We start from the raw sequence: 24,713 nt of genomic DNA, 5'->3' as shown, positions 1-24,713 counted from the left end.
TTTGAAAGCAGCCTGAAAAGCCCAATCCGGCTTTCAGGCTGCCTGAAAGTGAAAAACGGTTTTCAGGCTGCTTGGGGTGTGGCGGCAGCCTGAAAGCTGAAGTTAAAAGGTGTAGCCGGTTTCCAGTTCGTCGTCGCCCACCAGCTCGAGCAGCAGGGCGTAGAGCGGGGCGAGGGCGGGGTAGCGGCGGGTGGTGCGGCGCAGATAGTTGAGAAAACGCGGAATCTCGGGGCGGTATTTGTCTTTGCCGTCGCGCCACCACAGGCGGGCGAAGATGCCGGCTACTTTGAGATGGCGCTGCACGCCCATGAATTCGTACCAGCGGTAGAAGGTGTCGAACTCGGCGGGCACGGGCAGGCCGGCGGCGCGGGCTTTTTCCCAGTAGCGGATAACGAGGTCGAGGGTGAATTCTTCTTCCCATTCGATAAAGGCGTCGCGCAGCAGGGAAACGAGATCGTAGCTGATCGGGCCGTAGAGGGCGTCTTGGAAGTCGAGAATGCCGGGGCGGCCGCCGGTGAGCATGATGTTGCGCACGATAAAGTCGCGGTGGACGAAGACTTTGGACTGCGCTTCGATTTCGGGCAGCAGCGCGTCCAAACCCTGCTGCCAAAGCTGGCGCTGTTTGAAGTTGAAGGGTTTGCCCAGCTCTTTGGCGGCGAACCAGTCGGGAAAGAGATTGGCTTCGCGCAGCAGGATGTCGCGGCTGTATTCGGGCAGCACGCCGGGGCGGGAGGCTTTTTGCAGGATGATTAACTCGTCCAGCGCTTTGAGCAGCAGGGCTTTGTGGGTTTCAGGCTGCGTATCGTGCTGCATGGCGGCGAGATACTGCACTTTGCCCAGGTCGTTGAGCGCGATAAAGCCTTGTTTTTCGTCGCGCGCGAGAATCTGCGGCACATTGAGCATGGAGAAGATTTCGCGCACGCGCACATAGGGTTCGGTGTCCATTTTGTCGGGCGGGGCGTCCATGCAGACAATGCTTCGCCCGTCGGCAAAACGGGCGCGGAAATAACGGCGGAAATCGGCGTCGGCGGCGGCGAATTCGAGGGCGAATTCCTGGCCGGGAAACTGCTGCTGCAGCCAACTTTTTAGCTGGGTCTCTCGTTGCATAATCGGATTTTCGGTTAAAATGGCCGCCATTTTAATGTAAAACCGCATACGGGGTATGATTTTGCCGCGTTTATCCGCACACACACCACTGGTTCTGGCTTTGGGCGCCGTTTTCTCAACGGCGGCCGCTGCCGAGGGCACCGCAACGGCGGCGGACGGCTGGAGCCGTTCGGATTTGAGCTGCCGTGCCGGCGCGCAGTCCGGCGACGATTTGCCGCCGGCCAAAGGCAGCGGCGGCGCGGTTTTGCCGGAAAACGCCACCCGCATCAGCGCCGATCGCATCGCCGGCCAGACCAATGTGCGCGCGCGGGCGGAAGGCGATGTCATCATCGAGCGCAACGACCAGACCCTGAACGCCGATTGGGTCGATTACGACCAGCAGGCCGATGTCGTGCGCGCCGGCGACAGCTTCACCCTGACCCGCGGCGACGGCCAGACCGTGCGCGGCAAGGAGCTTCATTACGATTTGTCGCGTGAAAGCGGCCGTACGGCGGATGCGCAGTTTGCCGTCGAACACGAAAGCCGCCGCCTGCAGGGCGTCAGCGCCGAAATGGAAATGCGCGACAAAAACCATTACGCGATGCGCGGCGTGAAGTTCAACACCTGCAATCCGGGCGACCGCTCGTGGTACATTCAGGCTGCCGAACTGAAAGCCGACCGCGAAAGTGGCATCGGCACCGCCCGCCACGCGCGGTTGGTATTCGGCGGCGTACCGGTGCTTTACACGCCGTGGGCGGACTTCCCGCTCAACGGCAACCGCAAAAGCGGCCTGCTGGTGCCGACCATTAAAATCGGCTCCGACGGCACCGAGCTCGAGCTGCCCTATTACTTCAATCTCGCGCCCAATTACGATGCCACACTCGCCCCGGGCATCATCACTGCGCGCGGCGCCACGCTCGGCGGCGAGTTCCGCTATCTGCAGGACAAATATTCAGGCAGCCTGAAAGCCAAATACCTGCCGCACGATCGTCGCAGCCCGCACCGCCACCGTTACGAAGCCGAATTCGCCCATCTGCACCGCTTCAATACCGACCTTTCCGGCGGCATCGACTACCGCCAGGTGTCCGACGATGACTATTACCGCGACTTTTACGGCCGCAACGAAATCGCCGAAAACGTCCACCTTAACCGCAGCGCCTGGCTGGACTACCGGCGCGACCTGTTCGGCCAGCCGGTGCAGATGCGCCTGTCGGTGCAGAGATACCAAACCTTGAGCGACGCGCAGGGGCGCAAGCAGCGGCCCTATGCCATCCTGCCGCGCTTCTCGGCCGCCTGGCAGAAAAATTTCGGGCTCGGGCAGTTTAATATCGACACCCAGTTCACCCGCTTCGAGCACAGCGAGCTGCAAAGCGGCAGCCGGCTGGTGATTTATCCTTCGTGGCAATGGGATTTCAGCCGCCCGTGGGGTTATGTGCGGCCGAAAATAGGCGTCCACGCCACCCGCTACTGGCTCAAGGGCAAAGACGGCTACGAGAGCCGCACGCTCTCTCGCGTGCTGCCGCTGACCAATGTTGATGCCGGCCTGGCTTTCGAGCGCAAAACCACGCTGTTTGGCAAAAGCTATCTGCAAACTTTAGAACCGCGCGCGTTTTACAACTACATCCCCTCCAAATCGCAAAACGATCTGCCCAATTTCGATACTTCGCTCAACGGCTTCAGCTATGCCCAGCTGTTTCGTGAAAACAGCTATTCCGGCCAAGACCGCATCAATGCCAGCAACAGCCTGTCGGTCGGCCTGCAGAGCCGTTTGATCGACGCCGCCACCGGCGCCGAGCGCTTTCGCGCCGGCATCGGCCGCAAATACTATTTCCGCGACGACAACGTGCTGCTGGACGGCAGCATCGAGCACGGCCGCCGCTGGCGCAGCGACATCGCCGCCTTTGCCGGCGGCCGCATCGGCGACAACTGGCACGCCGACCTTTCCTGGCACTACAACGAATCGGCCAAAGCCACCCAGCGTTTCGACATCGGCGCCAGCTACAATCCCGAGCCGGGCAAAGTCATCAGCGCCCGCTTCAAATACGGCGCCCGCGAAGAAATCTACACCGGCTTTTACGGCAAGCTCAAACACATCGACTTCGCCGCCCAATGGCCGATAAACGAGCGGCTTTACGCCATCGGCCGCTTCAACTACAGCCTGTCGCCGCACACTCCGCTCGAGCAGATGGCCGGGCTGGAATACAAAAGCGCCTGCGGCTGCTGGAGCGTGAGCGTGGTCGGCCAGCGCTATGTAAACGGGCTCAACAGCCGCAAAAACGCCTTTTTCGTCACCCTGCAGCTCAAAGACCTGAGCAGCCTGGGCAAAGACCCTTACGAACAGCTGCGGCTCGCCATTCCGGGCTACAGCAAAACCAACGAGGTAAACCGCAAATGAACGCACCCGTCCGCACCGTCGCCGCCCTGATGCTGGCCGCCGCCTTTCAGGCTGCCTTTGCCGCCGGCGACGCCATCCGCCCGCTCAATAGCATTGCCGTCGAAGTCAATTCCAGCATCATCACCTACGGCGACATCGCCCGCATGGTCAAAGAATTGCGTGCCAATCCCGCCAACAAAGACATTCCCGACGAACAATTAAGCCAAGCCGCCAAAAGCCGGCTCGTCGAACGCACGCTCTTGGCCGACGCCGCCCGCCAGCAGGGCTTGAAAGTGCCCGGCGCCGCGATAGACGCCGAACTTTCCCGCCGCGCGCAAGAGCAGAAAATCACCGTCGATGCCCTGTACCAGCGCGCCGCCGCCGCTGGCTGGAGCCGCAGCCAGTACCGCCTTGAAACCGCCAAAGACATGCTGATCGAGCGCATGTTCTACGACATCGGCAGCAGCGTGCGCGTCAGCGACGGCCAAATCCGCCAATACATCGACCAAGCCCGCGCCGCCGGTCAGCCGCTGCCCGCCGCCCAGCCCTACACCGTTTACACCGTGCGCCGCATCCTGCTCAACGCCGAGAGCGAAGCGCAGATGGATGGCGTCGGCCAGCGGGCGGCGCAGATTGCCCAGGCGCTGGCCAAAGGCAGTGACTTTGCCGCCGTCGCCCGCCGCTACTCGCAAGACAGCAGCGCCGCCAACGGCGGCCTGATTGAAGGTGTGAGCGACGGCATGCTGCCCGAGCGCGTCGAAGCCGTGCTGCACAGTTTGCAGCCCGGCCAGATGTCGCCGCCGATTGCCGCCGGCAAAAGCTGGCAGATTATCCAGCTGGTCGGCAGCCGCACCGAAAGCGATCCGGCCAAAGCCCAATATCAGGCGGTGCGCAGCAAGCTGGCCGGCGAAGCCCGCCAGCAGGCGCTGCAGCAGTTTGTCGGCCAGCTTCAGCAAAGCGCCGTAGTACGCGAATACTGATTACGCGGCAAGGTTCGTTTCAGGCAGCCTGAAAGCCGTTTTCAGGCTGCCTCCGATTAAGAGAAAACACCCGATGAAAAGACTACTCATCCCCCTGCTGCTTGCCGCCCTCGGCAGCAGCGCCGCCGCCCTCAGCCCCCGCGCGGGTACAGAAATCGAATGCCCCGTCGGCGGCGAAAAATTTTGGGCGCAGATGTACGACGACGTTCCCTACCAAATCTGCCCGGGCAACAAACTTGTCTTCAAAACCGACCGCTACGGCAAATTCACCCCGCAGGAGCTGGCGCGCTACCGCCGAATCGTAAACAGCCAAGCCTACCGCAGCCTGCCCAAAAATGCCGGCGACGAATACTATCTGGCCGCCTTTGCCGAACTTTCCGGCGAATACAGCGCCAGCCGGGTCGGCTATTTGTATTTTGAAGCCGCCAACGGCGCCGCAGATCTCAGCCGTACCGAAAAACAGCGTCTTTACGCCAAAGCCTTCCGCTATCTCAAACAGGCGTTGCGCGAAACCCACGACCCCATCGAGCTGAACAACACCCGCTACGCGCTGGCCAATATGTACCGCATCAGCGGCGACTTCGCCCAAGCCGGAAAAATACTGCAGCAGTTGCAAAAACAGCCCTTAAGTCCGCGCAACCGCAAGCAGCTGGAGTATGTTCTCGAGTCTGTCCGTCTCAAAGACCGGGGTCACATCCTCAGCGTATTCGACGGCAGATAGGCAGCCTGAAAATCCGTTTCAAAAGTTGAATGTCAACACGCCCTAGCCGTTCCATCCCCAAAAGGAGAAAGCATGAAACTCTATGTTTACGACCACTGTCCTTTCTGCGTCCGCGCCCGCATGGCCGCCGGTCTGCTCGGCAGCGAAGTCGAAACCCTGTACCTACCCAACGACGACGAAGCCACGCCGATCAGCATGACCGGCGTTAAAGTGCTGCCCATCCTGCAAAAGCCCGATGGCAGCTTTATGGGCGAGAGCCTGGACATCGTACGCTATTTCAACGAACAGGCCGCTGGCGACAAACTCGACGAAAACGTGCGCCCCGAAATCCAAGCCTGGTTCGACCGTATGCTCAAAGCCGTGCTGCCGCTGGTGTGGCCGCGCGACATCCAACTGGGTCTGCCCGAATTTCCCAACGATGCCGCCATCGCCTATTTCCGCGAGAAGAAAACCGCCGTTATCGGCGACTTTGACCGGCATCTGGCCGACACCCCGCAGCTGCTCGCCGGTATTGCCGCCGATTTGGCACAAATCGACGGTTTGATCCATTCTCCCGAATCCGTCGGCAGCCGCATCGGCATGGAAGACATTCTGGTTTTCCCGCTGCTGCGCAACCTGACCATGGTGCGCGGCCTGCAACTGCCGGCCAAAACCGCCGCCTATGTTGAAAACATGAGTAAAAAAAGCGGCGTGCCGCTGTTTGCCGAGCGCGCCGTTTAAGCCGGTTCAGGCAGCCTGAAAGCTGCCGACCGGACAATCCAAAACAAAAAGCAGCCTGAAAACCGGATTCCCGGTTTTCGGGCTGCGCGGCTTTCAGGCTGCGGCAAGAGAAAACCGCCGGCGGCCGAAGCTGCGGGCGGTTTTGGGCGTTTGCTGCTTTATACGTTGCGTTTGAACATATTGCCGTATTTCTGGTTGAATTTGTCCACGCGGCCGGCGGTATCGACGATTTTCTGTTTGCCGGTGTAAAAAGGATGGCATTGGGAGCAGACTTCGATGTTGAAGTCCTCTTTTTCCATGGTGGATTGGGTAGTGAATTTGTTGCCGCAGGAGCAGCTTACGTTCACTTCGTGGTAGTTCGGGTGGATGTTTTGTTTCATGGGGTTTCCTTTAGGGTTGCGGGCATAGGGAATGTGCCTATGCTTCAAGAAGCGGCGCATTATCCTGATTTCGGTGTCTTTTGGCAAGCAAAACCGCAGGATGGCCGCCGGATAGGCAGCGCAGATGGGGCGGTGGCGGACGGCTTTCAAGGGGGCGGCCGCGGCGGCGGGAATTGCAACGGGAATCTTTATAGTACAATCACGCCCTTTGAACGGAACCGAAGGCTGCCTGAAAGCATGAAAACCCTACCTTATTGGCTGCTGTCGCTGGCGGTGGTTGCCGCCGACCAAATCAGCAAATTCGCGGTGCTGGAGCGTTTTGCGCTGTACGAGCGGCTGAATGTGATCGACGGCTTTTTTGATCTGACGCTGGTTTACAATCCCGGCGCGGCGTTTAGCTTTCTCGCCAATATGGGCGGGGCGCAGCGCTATATTTTCGTGGTGCTGGCCTTTGCCATCAGCATCTGGCTGGGCTGGAACGTGGTCAAAGGCGGCTTCGGCCGCTTGGGCAACTGGGCGGCGGCGATGATTATCGGCGGCGCGATGGGTAATGTAATCGACCGCTTCCTGCACGGCCAGGTAGTCGATTTTCTGCTGTTTTACTGGCAGAACCACTATTACCCCGCGTTTAACGTGGCCGACAGCTTTATCTGCGTCGGCGCGTTTTTGCTGGTGTTGGAGAGTTTTGCGCAGGGGCGAAAAAACAAAGGGCAGGCAGCCTGAAAAGGCTCAGATACGGATTGCAGACATGGGCAACAAAACCATTATTCTGGCTAACCCGCGCGGCTTTTGCGCCGGCGTGGACCGGGCCATCAGCATAGTCGAAAAAGCGCTGGAAAAATTCGGCGCGCCGATTTATGTGCGCCATGAAGTGGTGCACAACAAATTCGTGGTGGACGGCCTGCGTGCCAAAGGTGCCATCTTTATCGAAGAGCTCAAAGATGTGCCGCCGGGGGCAACGCTGATTTATTCCGCCCACGGCGTTTCCAAAGCCGTGCAGGACGAAGCGGCCGAGCGCGGTTTCCGCGTGTTTGACGCCACCTGCCCGCTGGTTACCAAAGTGCACAAAGAAGTGGCGCGGCTCGATGAGCAGGGCTATCAGGTGATTATGATTGGCCACGCCGGTCATCCCGAAGTGGAAGGCACGATGGGGCAGCTGCCCGAAGGCGCGATTTTGCTGGTGGAAACCGTGGCCGATGTGGCCAAACTCGAAGTACGCAATCCCGACAAACTTGCCCATGTCAGCCAGACCACGCTGTCGGTGGACGAAACCCGCGACATCATCGCCGCCCTGCGCGAGCGTTTCCCCGCCATCAAAAGCCCGCACAAAGAAGACATCTGCTACGCCACCACCAACCGCCAGGAAGCGGTGAAAGCTCTGGCCGACGAATGCGACATCGTGATTGTGGTCGGCTCGCCCAATTCGTCCAATTCCAACCGCCTGCGCGAAGTGGCGGCGCTGCGCGGCGTTGAAGCCTATATGGTCGATAACGCCAGCTATCTGCAGCGCGAATGGTTCGACGGCAAAAAAAGCGTCGGCGTAACCGCCGGCGCGTCCGCCCCCGAAGTGCTGGTGCAGGAAGTGATCGACACCCTGAAATCATGGGGTGTGAGCGATTTGAAGCAGGGGCAGGGCACCGAAGAGAGCATTGTTTTCGTGCTGCCCAAAGAGTTGCGCGAATAAGGCACCCGCCGCCATCAAGGCAGCCTGAAAAAGCCTTTCAGGCTGCCTTGACTTTGCCTGCGCCGCCCCAATATCGGCGCCCATCTGTTATTTAACCCAATTTTAAACACACCATGAGCCAACAAGACTATTACGAAGCGCTCGGCGTTTCCCGCTCCGCCGGCGCCGACGAAATCAAAAAAGCCTACCGCAAGCTGGCGATGAAATACCATCCCGACCGCAATCCCGGCGACGCGGCGGCCGAAGAAAAATTCAAAGAAATCCAAAAAGCCTACGATGTTTTGTCCGACCCGCAGAAAAAATCCGCCTACGACCAGTTCGGCCACAGCGCCTTTGAAGCCGGCGGCGGCCAGGGCGGTTTTGAAGGCTTTGGCGGTTTCGGCGGCGCGCAGGGTTTTGACTTCAGCGACATCTTCAGCCAGATGTTCGGCGGCGGTGGCGGTCGCCAGCCCAGCTATCAGGGCGAAGACTTGCAGTACGGCATCGAAATTTCGCTGGAAGAAGCCGCTGCCGGCCTGAAAAAACAGATTACCGTGCCCAGCCACGAAGAATGCGGCGTCTGCCACGGTACCGGCGCCAAACCCGGCACCAGCGCCACCACCTGCCGCACCTGCCACGGCTCGGGCACCGTCCACGTGCGCCAGGCGATTTTCCAAATGCAGCAAACCTGTCCGACCTGCCACGGCTCGGGCAAGGAAATCAAAGACCCCTGCCTGCAGTGCCGTGGCGACGGCGTGGTGAAAAGCAGCAAAACCATCGACATCAGCATTCCCGCCGGCATCGACGACGGCCAGCGCATCCGCCTGACCGGCGAAGGCGAACCCGGCAGCCACGGCGCGCCCGCCGGCGATTTGTACGTCCACGTGCGTGTGCGGCCGCACAAAGTCTTCCACCGCGATCCCGAAAACCCCACCGACCTGCACTGCGAACTGCCGATCAGCTTCACCGTGGCCGCGCTCGGCGGCGAAGTGGAAGTGCCCACGCTCACCGGCAAAGTCAAACTCAACGTGCCCGCCGGCACCCAGGGCGGCAAACGCCTGCGGGTGAAAGGCAAAGGCGTCAAATCGGTGCGCGGCAACCATATTGGCGACCTGTACTGCCACATCGTTGTTGAAACACCGGTTAATCTGACCGACCGCCAAAAAGAGCTGCTCGAAGAATTCGAGCGCATCGCCACCGGCAGCGGTCACAACCAGCGCCCGCGCGAAAAAAGTTTTTGGGACAAGGTCAAAGACGTTTTCGACTAAACCCCGCCGCCACAAAGCAGCCTGAAAGCCGGTTTTCGGTTTTCAGGCTGCCTTTGCAAATGACTCAAAAGCAGCCTGAAAGTTCCCCGCATCCCATTCCCGCGCCGGCAGGCACCTTGCCCAAGCCGCTTTCAGGCTGCCTTTCTCCCTTTATTGCCCAGAGTATTGCCAACCATGAATCCGCCTTCTCCACCCGCCGGCGTGCTGCTTTTCGGCTTCGGCTTTGTCGGCCGGCCGCTGGCCGAACGCTTTTATCTGAGCGGCATCCCCGTGCGCGCGGTCAAGCGCCGCTGCGCTTCGGACGACGTCAATCTGCCGCTGGCCGTCGATTTCACCGATTTGTCGGCGCGGCCGTGGCAGCCTGAATGGGCGGATTTCCCAACGTGGATACTGCTGCTGCCGCCTTCGCAGCTGGCCGGCTATGCCGACGCGGTGGCGCATCTGGCCGACTGCGCCGACCGGCACGGCGTGCGCCATCTGCTGTTTGCATCCAGCATCAGCGTGTATGGCGACGAAGCGCGCCGCTGCGACGAAAACAGCAGCCTGAATCCGCAAACCGAGTCCGCCCGCCAGATCGCCGCCGCCGAACAAGCCTGCCTGGGCAGCGGCGTGGCGGCGGTGGACATTCTGCGCCTGGGCGGACTGTATGCCGCCGAGCGCCACCCGCTCGAGCGCCTGCTCGCACGCGGCGGCGCGATTGCCGGCGGTAACCGGCCGGCCAATATGCTGCACCGCGATGCGGCGGTGGACGCCTTTTTTCAGGCTGCCTTAAACCCCAACGGCCGGCGCATCCGCAATCTGGTCGAAACCCCGCATCCCAGCCGTAGGGACTTCTACACCGCCGAAGCCGCCAAACTCGGCCTGCCGCCGCCGCAGTTTGATCCGGCCGATGAGAGCGGCGGCAAAACCGTATTCAGCCTATACGCCGGCGAACCGTATGCGCCTTAGACTGCGGGCAGCCTGAAAAGGCTGCCCGCATTGGTTTTGCCGCGTCGGCAAACCTGCTTTCAGGCTGCCTTGAAATTGCCGCCGTTTGACTATCCCAAAGCAGCCTGAAAGCCGCAAATGGCGTTTTCAGGCTGCTTTTGCCCTTTGCGCGGCGGCGCCGGTTTTTTCGCACAGGAAATCGATGAAGCTGCGCACTTTGGCGCTGAGGAAGGTGCGGTTGGGGTAGGCGGCGTAGAGGGTGGCGGTGAGGATGTGCCAGTCGGACAGGATGCGCACGAGGCGGCCGCTTTCAAAGTCGCGGCGCACCGTCCATTCGGGCAGGTAGCCGATGCCGCAGCCGGCAAGCACCATCTGGTGCACCATCAGGGTGTTGTCGGCGCGTACGGGGGCGGCGGGGGCGAGGGTGAAGCTGTCGCCGCCGCGCGTGATGCGCACGCTATCCATGTCCACATAGCTGGGCAGAACGAAGTCGAGCCGCGCGGCCTGCTGCGGGGTGGCGGGGGTGCCGTGTGCAGCGAGGTAGTCGGGCGCGGCAGCGAGGTAGAAGCGGATGTCGGAGAGCGGGCGCACAATCAGGCTGGGCGGGAGATCGTCGGTGCTGACGCGCAGGGCGAGGTCGATGCCTTCGGCGATCAGGTCGGCCTTGCGGTTGTCGAGTATCAGGTCGAGGGAAACCTGCGGGTGGCGGCGGCGGTATTCGGCCAGCCAGCCGCTGAACACGGGGTTGGAGAACCACATGGGCATGGTGATTTTGAGACGGCCCTGCGGGGTGTCCGCGCCGCCGGCGGCGCGTTCGGCGGCGGTGTCGAGCGTTTCGAGGGCTTGGACGCAGCAGCGGTGGTATTGTTCGCCGGCTTCGGTGAGGTGCAGGTTGCGGCTGTTGCGTTGCAGCAGTTTGGCGCAGACCTGCTTTTCCAGATGGGAAACGTGCTTGCTGGCCATGGCGGTGGAGATGCCGAGCTTGTCGGCGGCGCGGGTGAAGCTGCCGCAGCGGATGACTTCGCGAAATACGCGCAGGCTGAACAGGGTGTCCATGTGTGTCTTTCGTTTCCTGTCGGGAAAGGTTGCGTCAATGCCGCGAGTATATATCTGCGGCGGGGCTTTATCTATAATGCCTGCTTTGTGATAATTGTTGTTATTTGAAAGGAAGTCCCCATGAACGCTTTGAACCGTTTCGCCCCCGCCGTGCTTTCCCTGCTGCGCATTGCTTCGGCCTATATGTTTATGCTGCACGGCACGGCCAAGTTTTTCTCTTTCCCCGTTTCGATGGGCGGCGGCTCGCCGTTGGGCATTTATCTGGCGGCGGCGATTTTGGAAGTGGGCGGCGGCTTGCTCTTGCTTTTGGGCTTGCTGACCCGTCCCGTTGCCTTTATTCTGTCCGGCCAGATGGCGGTGGCCTATTTTATGGCGCACGCTTCGCAGGGCAACGCGCTGTTCCCGATTGCCAACGGCGGCGAGTCGGCCGCGCTGTTCAGCTTCCTGTTTCTCTATTTTGCCGCAGCGGGCGGCGGTGCGTGGTCGCTGGACAATCTTTTGTGCAAATCCCGTTCCCAATAAGGAGTCCGATATGTCTTACCAAGCCCTGCAACAGGCGGCCGAAGCGCGCCGCTCGGTGTACGCCCTGAATAAAAACCTGCCGCTGCCTGCGGGCGAAGTGGCGGCGATTGTCGAGCACGCGGTGCGCCACACGCCCTCGTCTTTCAATTCGCAGTCCACCCGCGCGGTGGTGTTGTTTGGTGCGGAACACGAAAAACTGTGGCAGTTTGCCGAAGACGCGCTGCGCGCCGTCGTGCCCGCCGAGTCTTTCGAGCCGACGGCGCAGAAGCTGGCGATGTTTAAAGCCGCTGCCGGTTCGGTGCTGTTTTTTGAAGACCAGGACGTGGTAAAAGGCTTGCAGGAAAAATTCCCGCTTTATGCCGACAACTTCCCCGTATGGGCGGAACACGCCGACGCCATGCACCAGTATGCGGTGTGGACGACGCTGGCTGCCGCCGGTATCGGCGCCAATCTGCAGCACTACAATCCGCTGATTGATGCCGCCGTTGCCCGCGAATGGGGCATCCCCGCTTCGTGGATGCTGCGCGCGCAGCTGGTGTTCGGCGGTATCGCCGCGCCGGCAAGCGACAAAACCTTTGCGCCGCTGGATGGACGCTTTAAGGTGTTTGGCGCCTAATATCACGGCTTATACGCAAAGCGGCAGGCAGCCTGAAAATCTGGTTTAAAGGTTTTCAGGCTGCCTGTTTGCCGTTTTTCAGGCTGCTTGGACGGCGCAGCGTTTTCAGGCTGCCCGCCGCGGCGAAAACGGCTACAATCGGCCGCTGTCGCCCCCATCCGAAAGACTGCCATGCCGCCCAAGCTGCGTTCTGCCGCCGCCACCTTTGCGCTCACCCTGCTGCCTGCGGGCTTTTTGGCGCTGATGGTGGCGGCGCCGCTGTATTCGCTGCTCTCGTATCAGGAAGGCGTGCCGCTGTGGCGCGAAGTGGCGGGCGATGCCTATTACCGCCGCCGCCTGCTGTGGACGCTGCTGCAGGCGGCGGCCACCGTGCCGCTGACGATGATTATCGGCATCCCCGCCGCCTGGGTGCTGGCGCGGCTCAAGTTTCGCGGCCGCGCGCTGGTGCTGCGGCTGCTGATGCTGCCCTTCGTTACGCCGACGCTGGTGGCCGGCATCGGCGTGCTGGCGCTGTTCGGCAGCCACGGCGCGCTGTGGCCGGGCTGGGAAGACACGCCGTGGCTGCTGCTTTACGGCAATGTTTTTTTCAACCTGCCGGTGATGGTGCGGGCGGCCTATCAGGGGCTGCTGCAGGTGCCGGCCAACCGCCTGTATGCCGCGCAAACGCTGGGCGCCGGCGCCTGGCGGCAGTTTTGGCTCGTCGAGCGGCCGGTGCTGCTGCCCTGGCTGGCCGGCGGCGCCTGCATGGTGTTTCTCTACTGCTTTTCCGGCTTCGGGCTGGCGCTGCTTTTGGGCGGGCAGGACTACGCCACCATCGAAGTCGAAATCTACCAGCTTATCGCCTACCAGCTCGATATGGAACACGCCGCCGTGCTGGTGTGGCCGGTGCTGGCCGTCAGCGCGCTGGCCGGCGGCGGCTATGCGCTGGCCAGCCGCTGCAGCAGCGAAAACCGCGTCCGCCCGTGGCAGCCTGAAAGCGCCCGCGGCATCGGCCAGCACCTGCTGCAATGGGCGTCTTTGCTGCTGCTGGCGCTCTGCTGCGCCCTGCCGCTGGCGGCGGTGGCTTTTCAGGCTGCCCTGGCCGGCGCCGACGGCTGGCGTGTGCTGCTGGAAAAAGAAACGCTGGCCGCCGCCGCCAATACCCTGCGCTTTACCGCCGCCGCCGTCGCCCTGTCTGCCGTGCTCGGCGTGGCGCATGCCGCGCTGGCACGCCGGCTCGCCTGGGTGCGCGCGCTGACCTTTCTGCCGTTTATGGTGTCGCCGGTGTGCCTGTCTTTCGGCGTGCTGCTGCTGTATAACGACTGGGCGGCCGAATTGCCGATGCTGATCGCGCTTTATGCCCTGCTGGCCTATCCTTTCGTGACCAAAGACGTGCTCGCCGCCTGGGACGCGCTGCCGCAGGCCTATACCGACGCCGCCCGCGTGTACGGCGCCACGCCTTTTCAGGCTGCCAGCCGCGTTACCCTGCCGCTGCTGCTGCCCGCCCTGCGCCGCGGCCTGACGCTGGCGGCCGCCACCGGCATCGGCGAATTTGCCGCCACGCTGTTTTTGTCGCGCCCCGAATGGACAACGCTCACCACCCTGATTTACCAATATCTCAGCCGCCCCGGTGCCGAAAACCGCGCGCAGGCGCTGGTGCTGACGCTGGTGCTGATGCTGCTGGCCGCCGCCGTTTTCCTGCTGCTGGATGCCGCCGAAAGGCGCCGCCGCCGCACCTAAATTCCGTTCAGGCAGCCTGAAAACGGCTTTCAGGCTGCTTTTTCCCATTCCCATTCTCTACCCACCTTAAGGAGCAAAATATGCCCGCATTCAACCACCCCTATTTCGGCCTGCTCGATAGCGACGCCATTGAAGACGATGTCGATGTGCTGTGGGAGAGCGAAGCCGATGTTGCCGGCCGCAGCGTCGAAATTCAAATCTGGGCGCGGCAGGGCGCTGAAGCCGATGCCGCCGAGCTCGACCAGTTTGCCGAGCGCCTGCAAAACCTGGCCGAACTCGACCGCCGCGCCCGCGCCGCGCTGGTGCGGTATCTGCAAGACGATGGCGAATACATTAGCCTGCACCGCGAAGAAATGGACGGCGGCGACGCGCTGCCCGCCGAGCCTGCCGTCTTTGCCGATGCCATGACGCTGTACGGCATCGCCCTGTGGCACCAAGACCCCTTCGGCGAAGGCGATGCGCTGGTGCTCGACTATATGATCGACCCCGAGCGCAGCGACCAGATTCTCGCCGTGTCCTGCACCGCCGCCGGCGACATCACCGGCGTAAACTGGGAAAGCTGACGCCCCAAAAGGCAGCCTGAAAAGCACCAAACGGCTTTCAGGCTGCCTTAATCGTTTGAACAAACGTTAAAGCAGCCTGAAAATATCTTGCCGGCTTGGGTGTCGGTTAAACAGGTTTCAAACCGCCGCGCCGTTTGCCAGCGCCGCGCCGCTCTCAACGCCGGAAACAAAGCCTTCCACCAGCGCCGAAAAGCGCTCGGGATGGCTGAGAAACGGCGCGTGGGCGGCTTTGTCGAACACTTCCAGCCGCGCGGCAGGCAGTTTGGCGGCCAGATATTCGCCCATCCGCGGCGGGGTGATGGCGTCTTTGTTGCCGTAAACCAGCAGCACCGGCTTGCGGATATCCGCCAGCAGCGGCCGCGCGTCGGCCTGATTGACCGCGTCCAGCGCCTGCTGCAGCGCCGCGGGCGCGCCGTGGCGGACAACATCGGGCAGCACGGCGTCGATCATCGGCCGCGCGTCGGCGACGTTCAACAGCTGCAATTCAAGAAACTGGCGCATGTATTTCGGATAGTCTTCGCCAAACAGCGCCACCATGCGCTCGAACATGGTTTTGTGCACGCCCTCGGGATAGTCGGGCGCGGCGTGCAGCTTGGCAAACGACGCGCACAGCGTCAGGCTGCGGACTTTGTGCGGGTGGCGGGCGGCCAGATGCAGCGCCGTCAGCCCGCCGAGCGACCAGCCGAGAATATGCGCCGGCGCATCCAGCGACTGCGCCAGCGCGTCGGCGGCAGCTTCAACCGAAAACGCACCCTCCAGCGGCGCGTCGCCGTGGCCGGGCAGGTGGGGGGCGGCGGTTTCGCGCCGCGTAAAGTGCGGGCGCAGCAGGTCGAAAATCCGGCCGTTGGCGCCCCATCCGTGAATCATCAGCAAGGGGGAAGCGTTCATGTTGTCTTTCCTGTTTCCAAAGCGCTGCCTATTATGCCACGCCTTTCAGGCTGCCTCGCCACCCAAAGCGGGCTTGGACGGTCTGTGCGCGGGCTGCGCGGACGACTTGCGGCGGCTTTATTCCGATGCGGTCTCAGTATGCCCGCTGTGCGCCCTGCCCAGCGCGGCGGGCGCGGTGTGCGGTGCCTGCCAGAAACAGCTGCCGCCGCACGAAGGGCTGTGGGCGTCGCTGGCCTACCGTGCGCCGCTGGTGCAGATGGTGCACCAGTGGAAGCATCTGGGCGACAGCGCGATGCTGCGGCCGCTGGCGGCGCTGATGGCCGGCAACCCGCCGCCGTGGCTGAATGAAGCCGGCATCGATACGCTGCTGGCGATGCCCTTGAGCCGCGAGCGGCGGCTGTTTCGCGGCTTCAACCAAAGCGGCGAGCTGGCAGCGGCGCTCGGCGGCCGTTTCAGGCTGCTGGTGGCGGCGCAGGATGCGGTATCGCGCCGCCACCGGCCGCCGCAGAGCACGCTGCCGCGCGACGAGCGCCGCCGCAATGTGCGCGGTATTTTTCAGGCTGCCCCGTCGGAGTTGGCGGGAAAAAAAGTGTTGCTGATCGACGATGTGATGACCACCGGCGCGAGCGTGGCAGAACTCGGGCGCAGCCTGCGCCGCGCGGGGGCTGCGGCGGTTTTCGTGTGGATTCTGGCGCGAAATCAATAGGGTAATTTGGCAAAAAATATTTGACGTGCGGGCACGCTTTGCGGCATAGTTCGCTGGTTTTTTTGTTAGGAAAAGTGCAAAACACTTTATAAATCATAACAATAAAAACTATCGTTTGTTTTTTCAGATTTATGTTCGACGTCGTCCTCTACCAGCCCGAAATTCCGCAAAATACCGGCAACATCATCCGCCTGTGCGCCAATACCGGCTGCAGGCTGCATTTGGTGAAGCCGCTCGGTTTTCCGCTCGACAGCGCCAAGATGCGCCGCGCCGGGCTCGATTACCGCGAATTTGCCGAGCTGGCGGTGCACGAAAGTTTTGCCGACTGCCTGGCCGCCCTTTGCGGCCGCCGCATTTTCGCGCTGACCACCAAAGGGCAGAGCCGGCCGGATCGCACGGCTTTTCAGGCCGGCGACGTTTTTGTCTTCGGTTCGGAAAGCCGCGGGCTGCCGGCCGAAATTCTCGACACGCTGGCGGCGGAGCAGAAAATCCGCCTGCCGATGATGCCCGAGAACCGCAGCATGAATCTGTCGAACACCGTTGCCGTTACCGTTTTCGAAGCGTGGCGGCAACTCGGCTACGCCGGTTCCGTCTAGCGGGAGTTCCCGCAGGCAGCCTGAAACCGGCCGCGCCACCCACCCCTCCAACTCAAGAACTGGACTTCGTTTTGACCCAACTTAAAAATACTTTTTTCACCACCCTCACCGTTATGATGGCTTTGGGCAGCCTGAGTTCCTGCGCCTCCAAAACCCAAGCCCCGCAAGGCAGCGCCCAAAAGGCCGCCGCCCGCACCGTTTACAAAGCGCCGCAAAACGCGGAAAAACTGCATCCCACCGCCAATTTGAGCTACAAAGTGGCCGGCCGGCGCTACTATCCCCAAGCCCACGTCAAGAATTTCGTCCAAACCGGCCGTGCCTCGTGGTACGGCCCCGGTTTCCACGGCAGGAAAACTTCCAGCGGCGAGCGTTTCAACATGAACCAGCTGACCGCCGCCCATCCCACCCTGCCGATTCCCAGCTACGCCAGAGTCACCAATTTGGCCAACGGCAAAAGCGTGATTGTGCGCATCAACGACCGCGGCCCCTTCCACGGCAACCGCGCCATCGACCTTTCCAAAGCCGCCGCCTCCCAACTGGGCTTTCTGAAAAGCGGCACCGCCCAAGTGCGCATCGAGCAGGTGCCCTCGCCCAAACGCAACAACACGCCGGCCACCATCGTCGCCCAGCAGCAGCCCGACGACAGCACCGGCAAGGTTTACGGCAGCGGCAACGAGCTGTATGTCAGCCTGCGCACCTTCGCCGACAAAGCCGAAGCCCAGGCTTTTCAAGAGCTGACCGCTAGCCGCCTGAGCGCCGCCAAGCTGGAGCAGACCGCTTCGCTGGTGGAAGACAAAAGCGGCTACATCGTCCGCGTCGGCCCCTTCGCCGAGCAGCGCAAAGCCGACGAAATGCACAGCCGCCTGAGCCGCCAAAACGTGATTTAAGCCTTTTTCAGGCTGCCTGCAAGGCAAACGCCCGCACCGCAACGGTGCGGGTTTTTATTTGCCTGTTATCCGGCTGCGAACAGGACTTTCAGGCTGCTTTTACCGGATTCGGGCAGCCTGAAAGCTGCGGCGGCGGCAAAACGCCGTATAATCCGCCGTCCGCGCCGCCTGCCGCTTCAGGCAGCCTGAAACGACAGACAGCGCGTTTTTTTTTTCACACTTTTCCCCATCCGCCCATGATCAGCAGACTCTCCGGCACGCTGTTGGAAAAACAGCCGCCGCAAATCGTGATAGACGTCCACGGCGTCGGCTATGAAGTCGATGTTTCCATGCAAACCCTTTACAGCCTGCCCGCTATCGGCAGCACGGTGCAGCTTTACACCCAGCTGATTGTGCGCGAAGACGCGCATCTGCTGTTCGGTTTTGCCGAACGCGACGAGCGCGCCGCCTTCCGCCAGCTGCTGAAAGTAAGCGGCATCGGCGCCAAAACCGCGCTCGGCATCCTGTCGGCGATGAGCGTGGCCGAGCTGGCGCAGGCGGTGGCGCAGGAAGACGTGAAACGGCTGTCGTCCGCGCCCGGCATCGGCAAGAAAACCGCCGAGCGTATGGTGTTGGAATTGCGCGGCAAACTGGCCGGCGGCGACGGCCTGCCCGCTGTGGCCGCGGCAGCCGAAGGTGGCAGCGAAGACGTAGTCGGCGCGCTGCTGGCGCTGGGCTACAGCGAGCGCGAAGCCCGCGCCGCCGCCAAAGACCTGCCCGCCGGCACCGAAACCGGCGAAGGCGTGCGGCTGGCGCTGCGCAAGCTGCTGAAAAGCCAGTAACCGCCGTTTGTTATGGTTTTCAGGCTGCCCGCGCCGCCGGCAAAGGCAGCCTGAAAACCCCGTTTTGCCGCCTTTCAGGCTGCTTTTAAGGAACCCCGATGAGCGAAACCCCTTCCGTGCGCACCGTCGCCTGCCCCACCTGCCGCCGTCCGGTGGCGTGGACGGCCGAGAGCCGCTACCGCCCGTTTTGCAGCGAACGCTGCCGCCTGATCGACTTGGGCGCGTGGGCGGACGAGCGGCACGTTGTGCCCTGTGCCGACGACGATCCCGATTTCGACGGCCTGCCGCCGCATTGAAAGCGCACCATGAACGCAACCGATTTTGCCGTTTCCCCCAGCCATGCCGGCGTCGATGAAGCCGGCCGTGGCCCGCTGGCCGGCAGCGTGTTTGCCGCCGCCGTTATCCTGCCCGCCGCTTACGATCTGCCCGGGCTGGCCGACTCGAAAAAGCTCAGCGAAAAACAGCGCGACCGCCTGGCCGCCGCCATCAAAGAGCAGGCAACGGCCTGGAGCATCGCCAGCGCGAATGTGGCGGAAATACTCGAACTCAACATCCTGCACGCCACCATGCTCGCCATGCGCCGCGCGGTGGCCGGCCTGGGGCGGCAGCCTGAAAAAGTGTGGATAGACGGCAACCGCGTGCCGCCGGATTTGGCGGTGCCGGCGCAGGCGGTGGTGAAAGGCGACGGCAAAATCGCCGTGGTTTCCGCCGCCAGCGTGCTGGCCAAAACCGCGCGCGACGCCGAAATGTACGCGCTGGCGCAGCGCCACCCCGAATACGGCTTCGAGCGCCACAAAGGCTACGGCACCGCCGAACACCTGGCCGCGCTGCGCCGCCACGGCGCCCTGCCCGAACACCGCGCCGCCTTCGCCCCCGTGCGCGAAGTACTGGCACAGGGGCAGCTGTTTGGCGACAGTTAAACGCTGTATGATTCGCATTTCCGTCAAACATAAAGAGTCTGCCATGTCCCATTTCCGCCACGAAGACGCCGAACAATACGACCAGCGCATCAGTTTCGTTCTGCCCGGCCACGAGCTGCTGCACCAAAGCAGCGCCGCGCTGCTCGCCACCCTGCTGCCTGACGACGCCCGCATTTTGGTGGTAGGCGCCGGCACCGGTGCCGACGTGCTGGCGCTGCACCGCCAGAATCCGAGCTGGCATTTCACCTGCGTCGAGCCGCTGGAAGCGATGCTGGAGCAGGCGCGCGCGAAAACCGCCCACATCGTCAATCTGCATTTTCATCTGGGCTTTCTCGCCGAGCTGCCGCCCACCGAGCCTTTCGACGCCGTGCTCTGCCAGCTGGTGTCGCACTTTATTCCCGAGCGCGCCGCCAAGGGCGAATTGCTGGCGCAAATCGCCGCGCGGCTGAAACCGCAAGGCTGGCTGGTGCAGACCGACGTGGTGGAAAGCGACGAAATGCCGGCGCTGACCCAATTTGCCTTGGCCAAAGGCATGCCGCCCGAAGCCGCGCCGAGAATCGCCCAACGCTTTGCCGAAGACATCCACCCCCTAAGCGCCGAAGACTTCGAGCGCCTGGCCGGCGAAAACGGCTTTGCCGTGCGCAAACACTATTTCCGCAGCCTGACCGTTTCCGGCTGGCTGCTGCAGCGGCAGAACTAAGTGCCGCGCCAGCCCCGCCGCCAAACAAAAGCAGCCTGAAAGCCGTTTGCAATGGTTTTCAGGCTGCTTTGCGTGCGGGGTAGGGCGAATGCCATGCACCGTTTTGCATCGGTTTGCTGTTTGGGTGCGCGGAGCGTCCCTGCGGCTGACAGCGTAAGGCAAAAGCAGCCTGAAACCGCTTAAAACGGCTTTCAGGCTGCTTTTTATGTTTGCCGTTTCCGTAGGGTGCGCACCGCGCACCGGCTATCCGGTTGGGTTGCTTTGGTGCGCGGGGCGCACCCTACGGTTGTTGTGTTCGAAAGGGGGAAAACGACGTCGTACATCGGGCTTTCAGGCTGCTTTGCGTGTTTGCCGTTTCAGGCTGCCGGCAAGGTGGCAGGCAGCCTGAAAGTTTAATCTTCGCTGTCCAAAAAGTCGTGGCGTTTGTTGTGGTAGGACTCTTCGTTTTCGCCGTGGTGCCAGTAGGGGACGGCGTAGCAGCGGGCGGCGGGCAGCGACCAGTCGCGGCGGGCGCTGTGGCGCAGTTCGGCCACCATGCCGGCTTCGCCGGCGATCCAGACGAAGGTGTCGCTGTCTGCGGCGGGGCGCAGGCTGCGGAAGCGTTCGATCAGCGGCGCGGCCTGTTCCATGCCGCCGAAAAAGGTGTGCAGGCGCACGGCTTCGGGCAGCGGCAGCGCGGGCAGGTCGGCCTTTTCGGGCAGCCACAGCAGCACGTCGCCGGCGGCAGTTGCGGGCATGTCTTCAATCATCGAGCCGATGGCGGGCAGCGCCGACAAATCGCCGGCAAACAGGTAGCGGGCGGCGGGTTTGAGCATCGGCGAGGGGCCAGCGGGGGCGGAAACGCCGAGGGTTTGGCCGGCGGCGGCGTTGCGGGCGAAATCGGCGGCGGGGCCGGCGTCGCTGTGCAGGACGAAATCAATGCTGATGGTGCAGGCGTCGCGGTCGTAGCCGCGCAGGGTGTAGGTGCGGCCGATGGGGCGGGTGGATTTGTCTGCCCATTTGGGCCCCTGCGGCGTGGCTTCGGGCAGCACCGGCACTTCCTGGCCGGGCAGCGGCAGCAGCAGTTTGATGTGGGCGCCGTTGCAGACAAAGGGGTAGTCGGCCAAATCGGGGCTGTGAAAAACGATGCGCCGCAGGTTGGGGCTCAAATCCTGGTGGCTGAGCACGCGGATGTGGCGGGCGCGTTTGGGATTGGGGGCGGTCATGGTCGGAATCGGGATGGTGTGGTGGTTCGGATGCGGCGCGGCAGTCTGAAACGGCAAAACGCCGCGGCAAAGAGTTTTCAGGCTGCCTGTAATCCGCGCTGTTTGGCGCGGGCAACAGGCAGCCTGAAAGGTGCAAGCGGGTTTATTTCACGAAGCGGGCGTCGGCCTTGAAGGGCGCGCTGCTGGTGGGCTTGGCGGTGTAAAAGCGGGTGAAGGTGCTGTCGAGCTTGGTATGGATGTGTTTGCCGTCGACGGTGGCTTCGGCTTCGAGTTTCACGCCGCCGCCGCTGGCTTCGCCTTTTTTCATGTTCGGCAGCTCAAGCTCGCGGATGCGCAGCACGGGGTTTTCGACTTTGGCTTCTTTGCTCATCAGCTGTTTGCCGACCGGACGGATTTTGTCTTCGGCGCTGTGCGGGGCGGAGCCGCCGTCATCGTCCACCACGCCGATGTTCAGCAGGCGGGCATGGGCGATGTCGGCCTTACCTTTGACTACCGGCACGCCGATGAAGAGCTTGATGCCGCGGTGCACATAGGCGGTTTCGCGCCATTGGGTCTGGCCTTCTTTGGGCGGTTTGGTTTCGGCGGTAACAGAATAGGTACGACCCATCACCATGATTTTGTAGCCGGGGATTTTTTGTTTGCCCAGGCCGTCGGTGATGTCGTCCACCAGCTCGGGGGCGGAGAAGTCTTTGTTGGCGAGCACGCGGGCGGAGGTTTCGGCCAGATAGGCGGGTTTGCCGTCGATGCTCAGGGTTTGCTCGTGGCCGAAATCGGCCGCGGCGGCGGGCAGGGCGGCGGCGCCGAAAGCGGCGGCCAGCAGCAGGGCGGTTTTTTTCATGGTTTTGCCTTTCGTTAAAAGCGGTTGGGGGAAGAGCGGTTTTCAGGCTGCTTGGGTTTCAGGCAGCCTGAAAACCATAAAAACAATAAATATCAGGGCTGAGGCCGGCAGGTGTCATCGGCCTTGCAGCGGGCAAACAGCCATTTAAGGTTGTCGTTAATCGCCGGCAGCAGCACGGTGGCGTGGGTTTCCTGCGGATAGAGTTTCCATTCGCTGTGCAAAACCTGCGGCGGCACGGCGGAGAGCTCTTGGGCGATGTGGCGGGCGTCGCGCACCATGCCGCGTTTTTCCAAAAGCTCTTTGCGCGCGGCTTCCTGCGGCATCCACGGCACCAGCGTCTGCTCGTATTCGCCGACGGTAATGCGCAGCCCCAGCGGCGCGCGGCCGGCGGTTTGTTTTTTCAGCTTGGCGGCGTTTTTGACAAAGGGCGGGATGTTTTCAAGAATGCGGCGCTGGTTCCACCACACCGAAGGGCTGGCGGCCAGGTAGTTGTTGAAACTGTCGGGGTGGACGAGCAGGCTGTAGAGCGTAAACAGGCCGCCGTAGGAGTGCCCCATCAGCCATTGCTGGCTGCGGTTTACCGGATAGCGGGCGGCGATTTCGTCGCGCAGCCGGCCGGTGAGAAAACGGTGGAAATGCTCGCCGCCGCCAAAGCGCTTGCTCATGCGGTCGCCGCTTTGCGCGTAATCGGCCGAGGGCGGCGTGTAGTCTTCGGCACGGGCGGCGAAATCAAAAAGTTCGCCGTTGGGATAGCCGACGCCGACAATCAAGAGCGGCACGGCATTGTTCTCTTCTGCCCGCATCACCATGTTTTGTGCGGCGCCGGTAACCATCGGAAACAGCGCGTCGCCGTCGAGCACATACAGCACCGGATAGCCGCTTGCCGGCGCTTTGCCCACCGCCGCCACTTGGATGCGGTATTCGCGCTTTAGGCCGGCACTGTCGCGCAAGATAAATTCCTGCGCGCCCACTTGGGCGGCGGGATGGCTTTCAGGCTGCGCCGCCGGCGCGGCAAAGGGCAGCAGCAATAGGGCGGCGGCAAGGTATTTTTTCAAAGGTGAAGTCATGGTGTGTGCGGGTCGGCCAAAGCAGCCTGAAAAACAAACAGCACGGCATTCTGCAACAAATGCAAAAGATTATCAAGATTTGGCAGTTTTGCGTTAGCCGCGCGCTTTCAGGCTGCCTGCCGCGCAATCGGCTATAATTTGCCGGCATTGTTTTATTCAGTAGGGGTTTGTTTCATGCATCTTGACCGACTCGCCGGCCGCGATGCCCACCTGCGCGGGCTGCTGCATGCCGCGCGCCATTGGCAGCAGCTCGATGCGCTGTTCAAAAGCCTTCTGCCGGCCAATGTTGCCGCGCACTGCCATGCTGTTTGTGTGCGCGAAGGCAGCCTGGTGGTTTATGCCGACAGCGCGATGGCGGCGGCGCGGCTGAAAATGCTCGCCGGCAGCCTGCTGGCCGGCTTGCAGCAGGCCGATGCCGGCATCAGCGGGCTGAGCATCAAGGCGCGGCCGCAGCCTGCCGCCGCCGCGCCGGAAAAGGACTTTCACATCAGCGAGCAGGCGTTGGACTGCTTCGAGCGCACTGCCGGCGAGCTGGCGCACCATCCCGAGCTGGCCGCCGCCATGCGCGCGCTGGCCGAACGCCACCGCCGCTGAACTGCCGTTTCAGGCTGCCTGAAACGGCTTTTTGGTTAAACCAAAACAACGCCGCCCGCGGCACGAAATCCGCTAAAAACCGCCGCCAAGCCGGCGATAATTTACATCCTTTTACGCATTCCCGCATAAAACCTGATAATGGCTTTCAAAAAAGAGCGCATAATACGCGCTTTGCCGTTTCGCCCTTTGGCTTCCCATTCTTTTCTTTACCGTTTTAAGGAGTTTGTTATGAAATATTACATGAGCCTGATTGCCGCCGCTGCCCTGGCCTTGAGCGCCTGTGGCGACAACAAGCCCGCCGAACAGCCCGCCGCGCCGCCGGCGCAGGAAACCGTGGCTTCCGAAGCCGCGCCCGCATCTGATGCGCCTGCCAGCAAAGCTGCGTCCGCTCCTGCCAGCGAAGCCGCCGCTCCGGCTGCCGGCGAGTGCGCCACCGTGGTGGAAAGCAACGACGCCATGCAGTACAACGTGAAAGAACTCAACGTTAAAGCCTCGTGCAAAGAGTTCACCGTTACCCTGAAGCACACCGGTTCCGCCAAGAAAGCGGCGATGGGCCACAACATCGTAATCGCCAAAACCGCCGACGTATCCGAAATTCTCAAAGGCGCCAACGAAGCCGGTGCCGACAAAGACTACCTGCAGGCCGACGACCCGCGCATCCTTGCCCATAGCGGCATGATCGGCGGCGGCGAAGAAACCACGCTGAAGCTCGACACTTCCAAGCTGAGCAAAGACGGCGACTATGAATTCTTCTGCTCCTTCCCCGGCCACGAAGGCGTGATGAAAGGCAGCGTGAAGCTGGTGGACTAATCCCCGCATCCGAACCCAAGGCAGCCTGAAAAGCCCGCGCGGCGTTTTCAGGCTGCCTTTTTGCGCTCTGGCAGCGCCGTATCCGC

The 24,713-nt window shown here is 62.2% G+C and carries 28 protein-coding genes; 21 read left to right on the top strand and 7 right to left on the bottom strand.

The genetic code is table 11. The annotated features are described in order from the left end of the window. Positions 1-102: 102 nt before the first annotated feature. Positions 103-1,107 (bottom strand): N-acetylmuramate/N-acetylglucosamine kinase AmgK, encoded by a 1,005-nt coding sequence (gene amgK, locus OP500_RS05050; protein ID WP_238748098.1) that lies wholly within the window; start codon positions 1,105-1,107, stop codon positions 103-105. Between the two features lie 55 nt (positions 1,108-1,162). On the opposite strand from amgK, the gene OP500_RS05045 reads away from it, so the two are divergent. From OP500_RS05045 to grxB, 4 genes are all read left to right on the top strand, one after another. Further along, on the top strand, positions 1,163-3,481 hold the full coding sequence (locus OP500_RS05045) for an LPS-assembly protein LptD (protein ID WP_238748097.1): 2,319 nt from the start codon (positions 1,163-1,165) through the stop codon (positions 3,479-3,481). Beyond that, complete coding sequence (locus tag OP500_RS05040; protein ID WP_274070369.1) at positions 3,478-4,440, top strand: peptidylprolyl isomerase; 963 nt, start codon at positions 3,478-3,480, stop codon at positions 4,438-4,440. The genes OP500_RS05045 and OP500_RS05040 overlap by 4 nt, the downstream gene beginning before the upstream one ends. A gap of 73 nt (positions 4,441-4,513) precedes the next feature. Continuing rightward, a complete protein-coding gene (locus OP500_RS05035) occupies positions 4,514-5,161 on the top strand; it encodes a hypothetical protein (protein ID WP_274070368.1) in 648 nt (215 codons plus the stop codon). A gap of 72 nt (positions 5,162-5,233) precedes the next feature. Next, a complete protein-coding gene (grxB, locus tag OP500_RS05030) occupies positions 5,234-5,881 on the top strand; it encodes a glutaredoxin 2 (protein ID WP_274070367.1) in 648 nt (215 codons plus the stop codon). A 158-nt stretch (positions 5,882-6,039) separates the two neighbouring features. Here the strand turns inward: grxB and rpmE are convergent, their stop codons facing one another. Continuing rightward, a complete protein-coding gene (gene rpmE, locus OP500_RS05025; protein ID WP_238748092.1) occupies positions 6,040-6,261 on the bottom strand; it encodes a 50S ribosomal protein L31 in 222 nt (73 codons plus the stop codon). A gap of 237 nt (positions 6,262-6,498) precedes the next feature. Between rpmE and lspA the strand changes: the two genes are divergently transcribed. The 4 genes from lspA to OP500_RS05005 all read left to right on the top strand — a co-directional run bounded on the left by lspA (position 6,499) and on the right by OP500_RS05005 (position 10,140). After that, complete coding sequence (lspA, locus tag OP500_RS05020; RefSeq protein ID WP_238748091.1) at positions 6,499-6,984, top strand: signal peptidase II; 486 nt, start codon at positions 6,499-6,501, stop codon at positions 6,982-6,984. Positions 6,985-7,009: 25 nt separating this feature from the next. Beyond that, complete coding sequence (gene ispH / locus OP500_RS05015) at positions 7,010-7,945, top strand: 4-hydroxy-3-methylbut-2-enyl diphosphate reductase (protein ID WP_274070366.1); 936 nt, start codon at positions 7,010-7,012, stop codon at positions 7,943-7,945. Positions 7,946-8,058: 113 nt separating this feature from the next. Beyond that, positions 8,059-9,192 carry a molecular chaperone DnaJ gene (gene dnaJ / locus OP500_RS05010; protein ID WP_238748089.1) on the top strand — a complete coding sequence of 378 codons (1,134 nt, stop codon included), beginning with the start codon at positions 8,059-8,061 and terminating at the stop codon, positions 9,190-9,192. A gap of 174 nt (positions 9,193-9,366) precedes the next feature. Beyond that, entirely contained in the window at positions 9,367-10,140 is a 774-nt protein-coding gene (locus OP500_RS05005; RefSeq protein WP_238748088.1) for an NAD-dependent epimerase/dehydratase family protein, read from the top strand. 126 nt (positions 10,141-10,266) lie between these two features. Here OP500_RS05005 and OP500_RS05000 read toward each other — a convergent pair whose 3' ends face one another. Then, positions 10,267-11,175 carry a LysR family transcriptional regulator gene (locus OP500_RS05000; protein WP_238748087.1) on the bottom strand — a complete coding sequence of 303 codons (909 nt, stop codon included), beginning with the start codon at positions 11,173-11,175 and terminating at the stop codon, positions 10,267-10,269. A 120-nt stretch (positions 11,176-11,295) separates the two neighbouring features. Here OP500_RS05000 and OP500_RS04995 point away from each other — a divergent pair, with 120 nt between their 5' ends. The 4 genes from OP500_RS04995 to OP500_RS04980 all read left to right on the top strand — a co-directional run bounded on the left by OP500_RS04995 (position 11,296) and on the right by OP500_RS04980 (position 14,595). After that, a complete protein-coding gene (locus tag OP500_RS04995) occupies positions 11,296-11,697 on the top strand; it encodes a DoxX family protein (protein ID WP_238748086.1) in 402 nt (133 codons plus the stop codon). A gap of 10 nt (positions 11,698-11,707) precedes the next feature. Then, complete coding sequence (locus OP500_RS04990) at positions 11,708-12,313, top strand: nitroreductase family protein (protein WP_238748085.1); 606 nt, start codon at positions 11,708-11,710, stop codon at positions 12,311-12,313. 171 nt (positions 12,314-12,484) lie between these two features. After that, complete coding sequence (locus OP500_RS04985) at positions 12,485-14,032, top strand: ABC transporter permease (protein WP_238748084.1); 1,548 nt, start codon at positions 12,485-12,487, stop codon at positions 14,030-14,032. Between the two features lie 80 nt (positions 14,033-14,112). Next, on the top strand, positions 14,113-14,595 hold the full coding sequence (locus tag OP500_RS04980; RefSeq protein ID WP_238748083.1) for a DUF2004 domain-containing protein: 483 nt from the start codon (positions 14,113-14,115) through the stop codon (positions 14,593-14,595). Positions 14,596-14,712: 117 nt separating this feature from the next. Here OP500_RS04980 and bioH read toward each other — a convergent pair whose 3' ends face one another. After that, on the bottom strand, positions 14,713-15,483 hold the full coding sequence (gene bioH / locus OP500_RS04975) for a pimeloyl-ACP methyl ester esterase BioH (RefSeq protein WP_238748082.1): 771 nt from the start codon (positions 15,481-15,483) through the stop codon (positions 14,713-14,715). Between bioH and OP500_RS04970 the strand changes: the two genes are divergently transcribed. The 7 genes from OP500_RS04970 to OP500_RS04940 all read left to right on the top strand — a co-directional run bounded on the left by OP500_RS04970 (position 15,482) and on the right by OP500_RS04940 (position 20,113). Then, positions 15,482-16,189, top strand: coding sequence for a ComF family protein (locus OP500_RS04970; protein WP_238748081.1), 708 nt, complete (start codon positions 15,482-15,484; stop codon positions 16,187-16,189). The genes bioH and OP500_RS04970 overlap by 2 nt on opposite strands. Before the next feature lie 131 nt (positions 16,190-16,320). Beyond that, complete coding sequence (gene trmL, locus OP500_RS04965; protein ID WP_238748080.1) at positions 16,321-16,785, top strand: tRNA (uridine(34)/cytosine(34)/5-carboxymethylaminomethyluridine(34)-2'-O)-methyltransferase TrmL; 465 nt, start codon at positions 16,321-16,323, stop codon at positions 16,783-16,785. A 71-nt stretch (positions 16,786-16,856) separates the two neighbouring features. Then, positions 16,857-17,672 (top strand): septal ring lytic transglycosylase RlpA family protein, encoded by an 816-nt coding sequence (locus OP500_RS04960; protein WP_274070365.1) that lies wholly within the window; start codon positions 16,857-16,859, stop codon positions 17,670-17,672. A gap of 236 nt (positions 17,673-17,908) precedes the next feature. Continuing rightward, positions 17,909-18,493, top strand: coding sequence for a Holliday junction branch migration protein RuvA (gene ruvA / locus OP500_RS04955; RefSeq protein ID WP_238748077.1), 585 nt, complete (start codon positions 17,909-17,911; stop codon positions 18,491-18,493). Between the two features lie 98 nt (positions 18,494-18,591). Continuing rightward, positions 18,592-18,789 carry a DNA gyrase inhibitor YacG gene (gene yacG, locus OP500_RS04950; protein ID WP_238748076.1) on the top strand — a complete coding sequence of 66 codons (198 nt, stop codon included), beginning with the start codon at positions 18,592-18,594 and terminating at the stop codon, positions 18,787-18,789. Between the two features lie 9 nt (positions 18,790-18,798). Next, complete coding sequence (gene rnhB, locus OP500_RS04945; RefSeq protein WP_238748075.1) at positions 18,799-19,413, top strand: ribonuclease HII; 615 nt, start codon at positions 18,799-18,801, stop codon at positions 19,411-19,413. Positions 19,414-19,456: 43 nt separating this feature from the next. Next, entirely contained in the window at positions 19,457-20,113 is a 657-nt protein-coding gene (locus OP500_RS04940; protein ID WP_238748074.1) for a class I SAM-dependent methyltransferase, read from the top strand. 392 nt (positions 20,114-20,505) lie between these two features. Here OP500_RS04940 and OP500_RS04935 read toward each other — a convergent pair whose 3' ends face one another. From OP500_RS04935 to OP500_RS04925, 3 genes are all read right to left on the bottom strand, one after another. Next, a complete protein-coding gene (locus OP500_RS04935) occupies positions 20,506-21,375 on the bottom strand; it encodes a siderophore-interacting protein (protein WP_238748073.1) in 870 nt (289 codons plus the stop codon). An 85-nt stretch (positions 21,376-21,460) separates the two neighbouring features. Continuing rightward, positions 21,461-22,156, bottom strand: coding sequence for a hypothetical protein (locus OP500_RS04930; RefSeq protein ID WP_238748072.1), 696 nt, complete (start codon positions 22,154-22,156; stop codon positions 21,461-21,463). Positions 22,157-22,248: 92 nt separating this feature from the next. Continuing rightward, positions 22,249-23,223, bottom strand: coding sequence for an alpha/beta hydrolase (locus OP500_RS04925; protein ID WP_274070364.1), 975 nt, complete (start codon positions 23,221-23,223; stop codon positions 22,249-22,251). A gap of 174 nt (positions 23,224-23,397) precedes the next feature. Between OP500_RS04925 and OP500_RS04920 the strand changes: the two genes are divergently transcribed. After that, on the top strand, positions 23,398-23,817 hold the full coding sequence (locus OP500_RS04920; protein WP_238748070.1) for a DciA family protein: 420 nt from the start codon (positions 23,398-23,400) through the stop codon (positions 23,815-23,817). A gap of 228 nt (positions 23,818-24,045) precedes the next feature. Further along, the gene (gene azu / locus OP500_RS04915) at positions 24,046-24,627 is read left to right on the top strand and encodes an azurin (protein ID WP_238748068.1); all 582 of its coding nucleotides are present in this window, start codon (positions 24,046-24,048) and stop codon (positions 24,625-24,627) included. Positions 24,628-24,713 lie beyond the last annotated feature (86 nt).

The organism is Kingella sp. SNUBH-2017 (genome assembly GCF_028680565.1).
GTDB classification, from domain to species: domain Bacteria; phylum Pseudomonadota; class Gammaproteobacteria; order Burkholderiales; family Neisseriaceae; genus Kingella_D; species Kingella_D pumchi.
The sequence above is the reverse complement of the archived record's forward strand: the minus strand, read 5'-3'. Positions and strand labels throughout refer to the sequence as shown.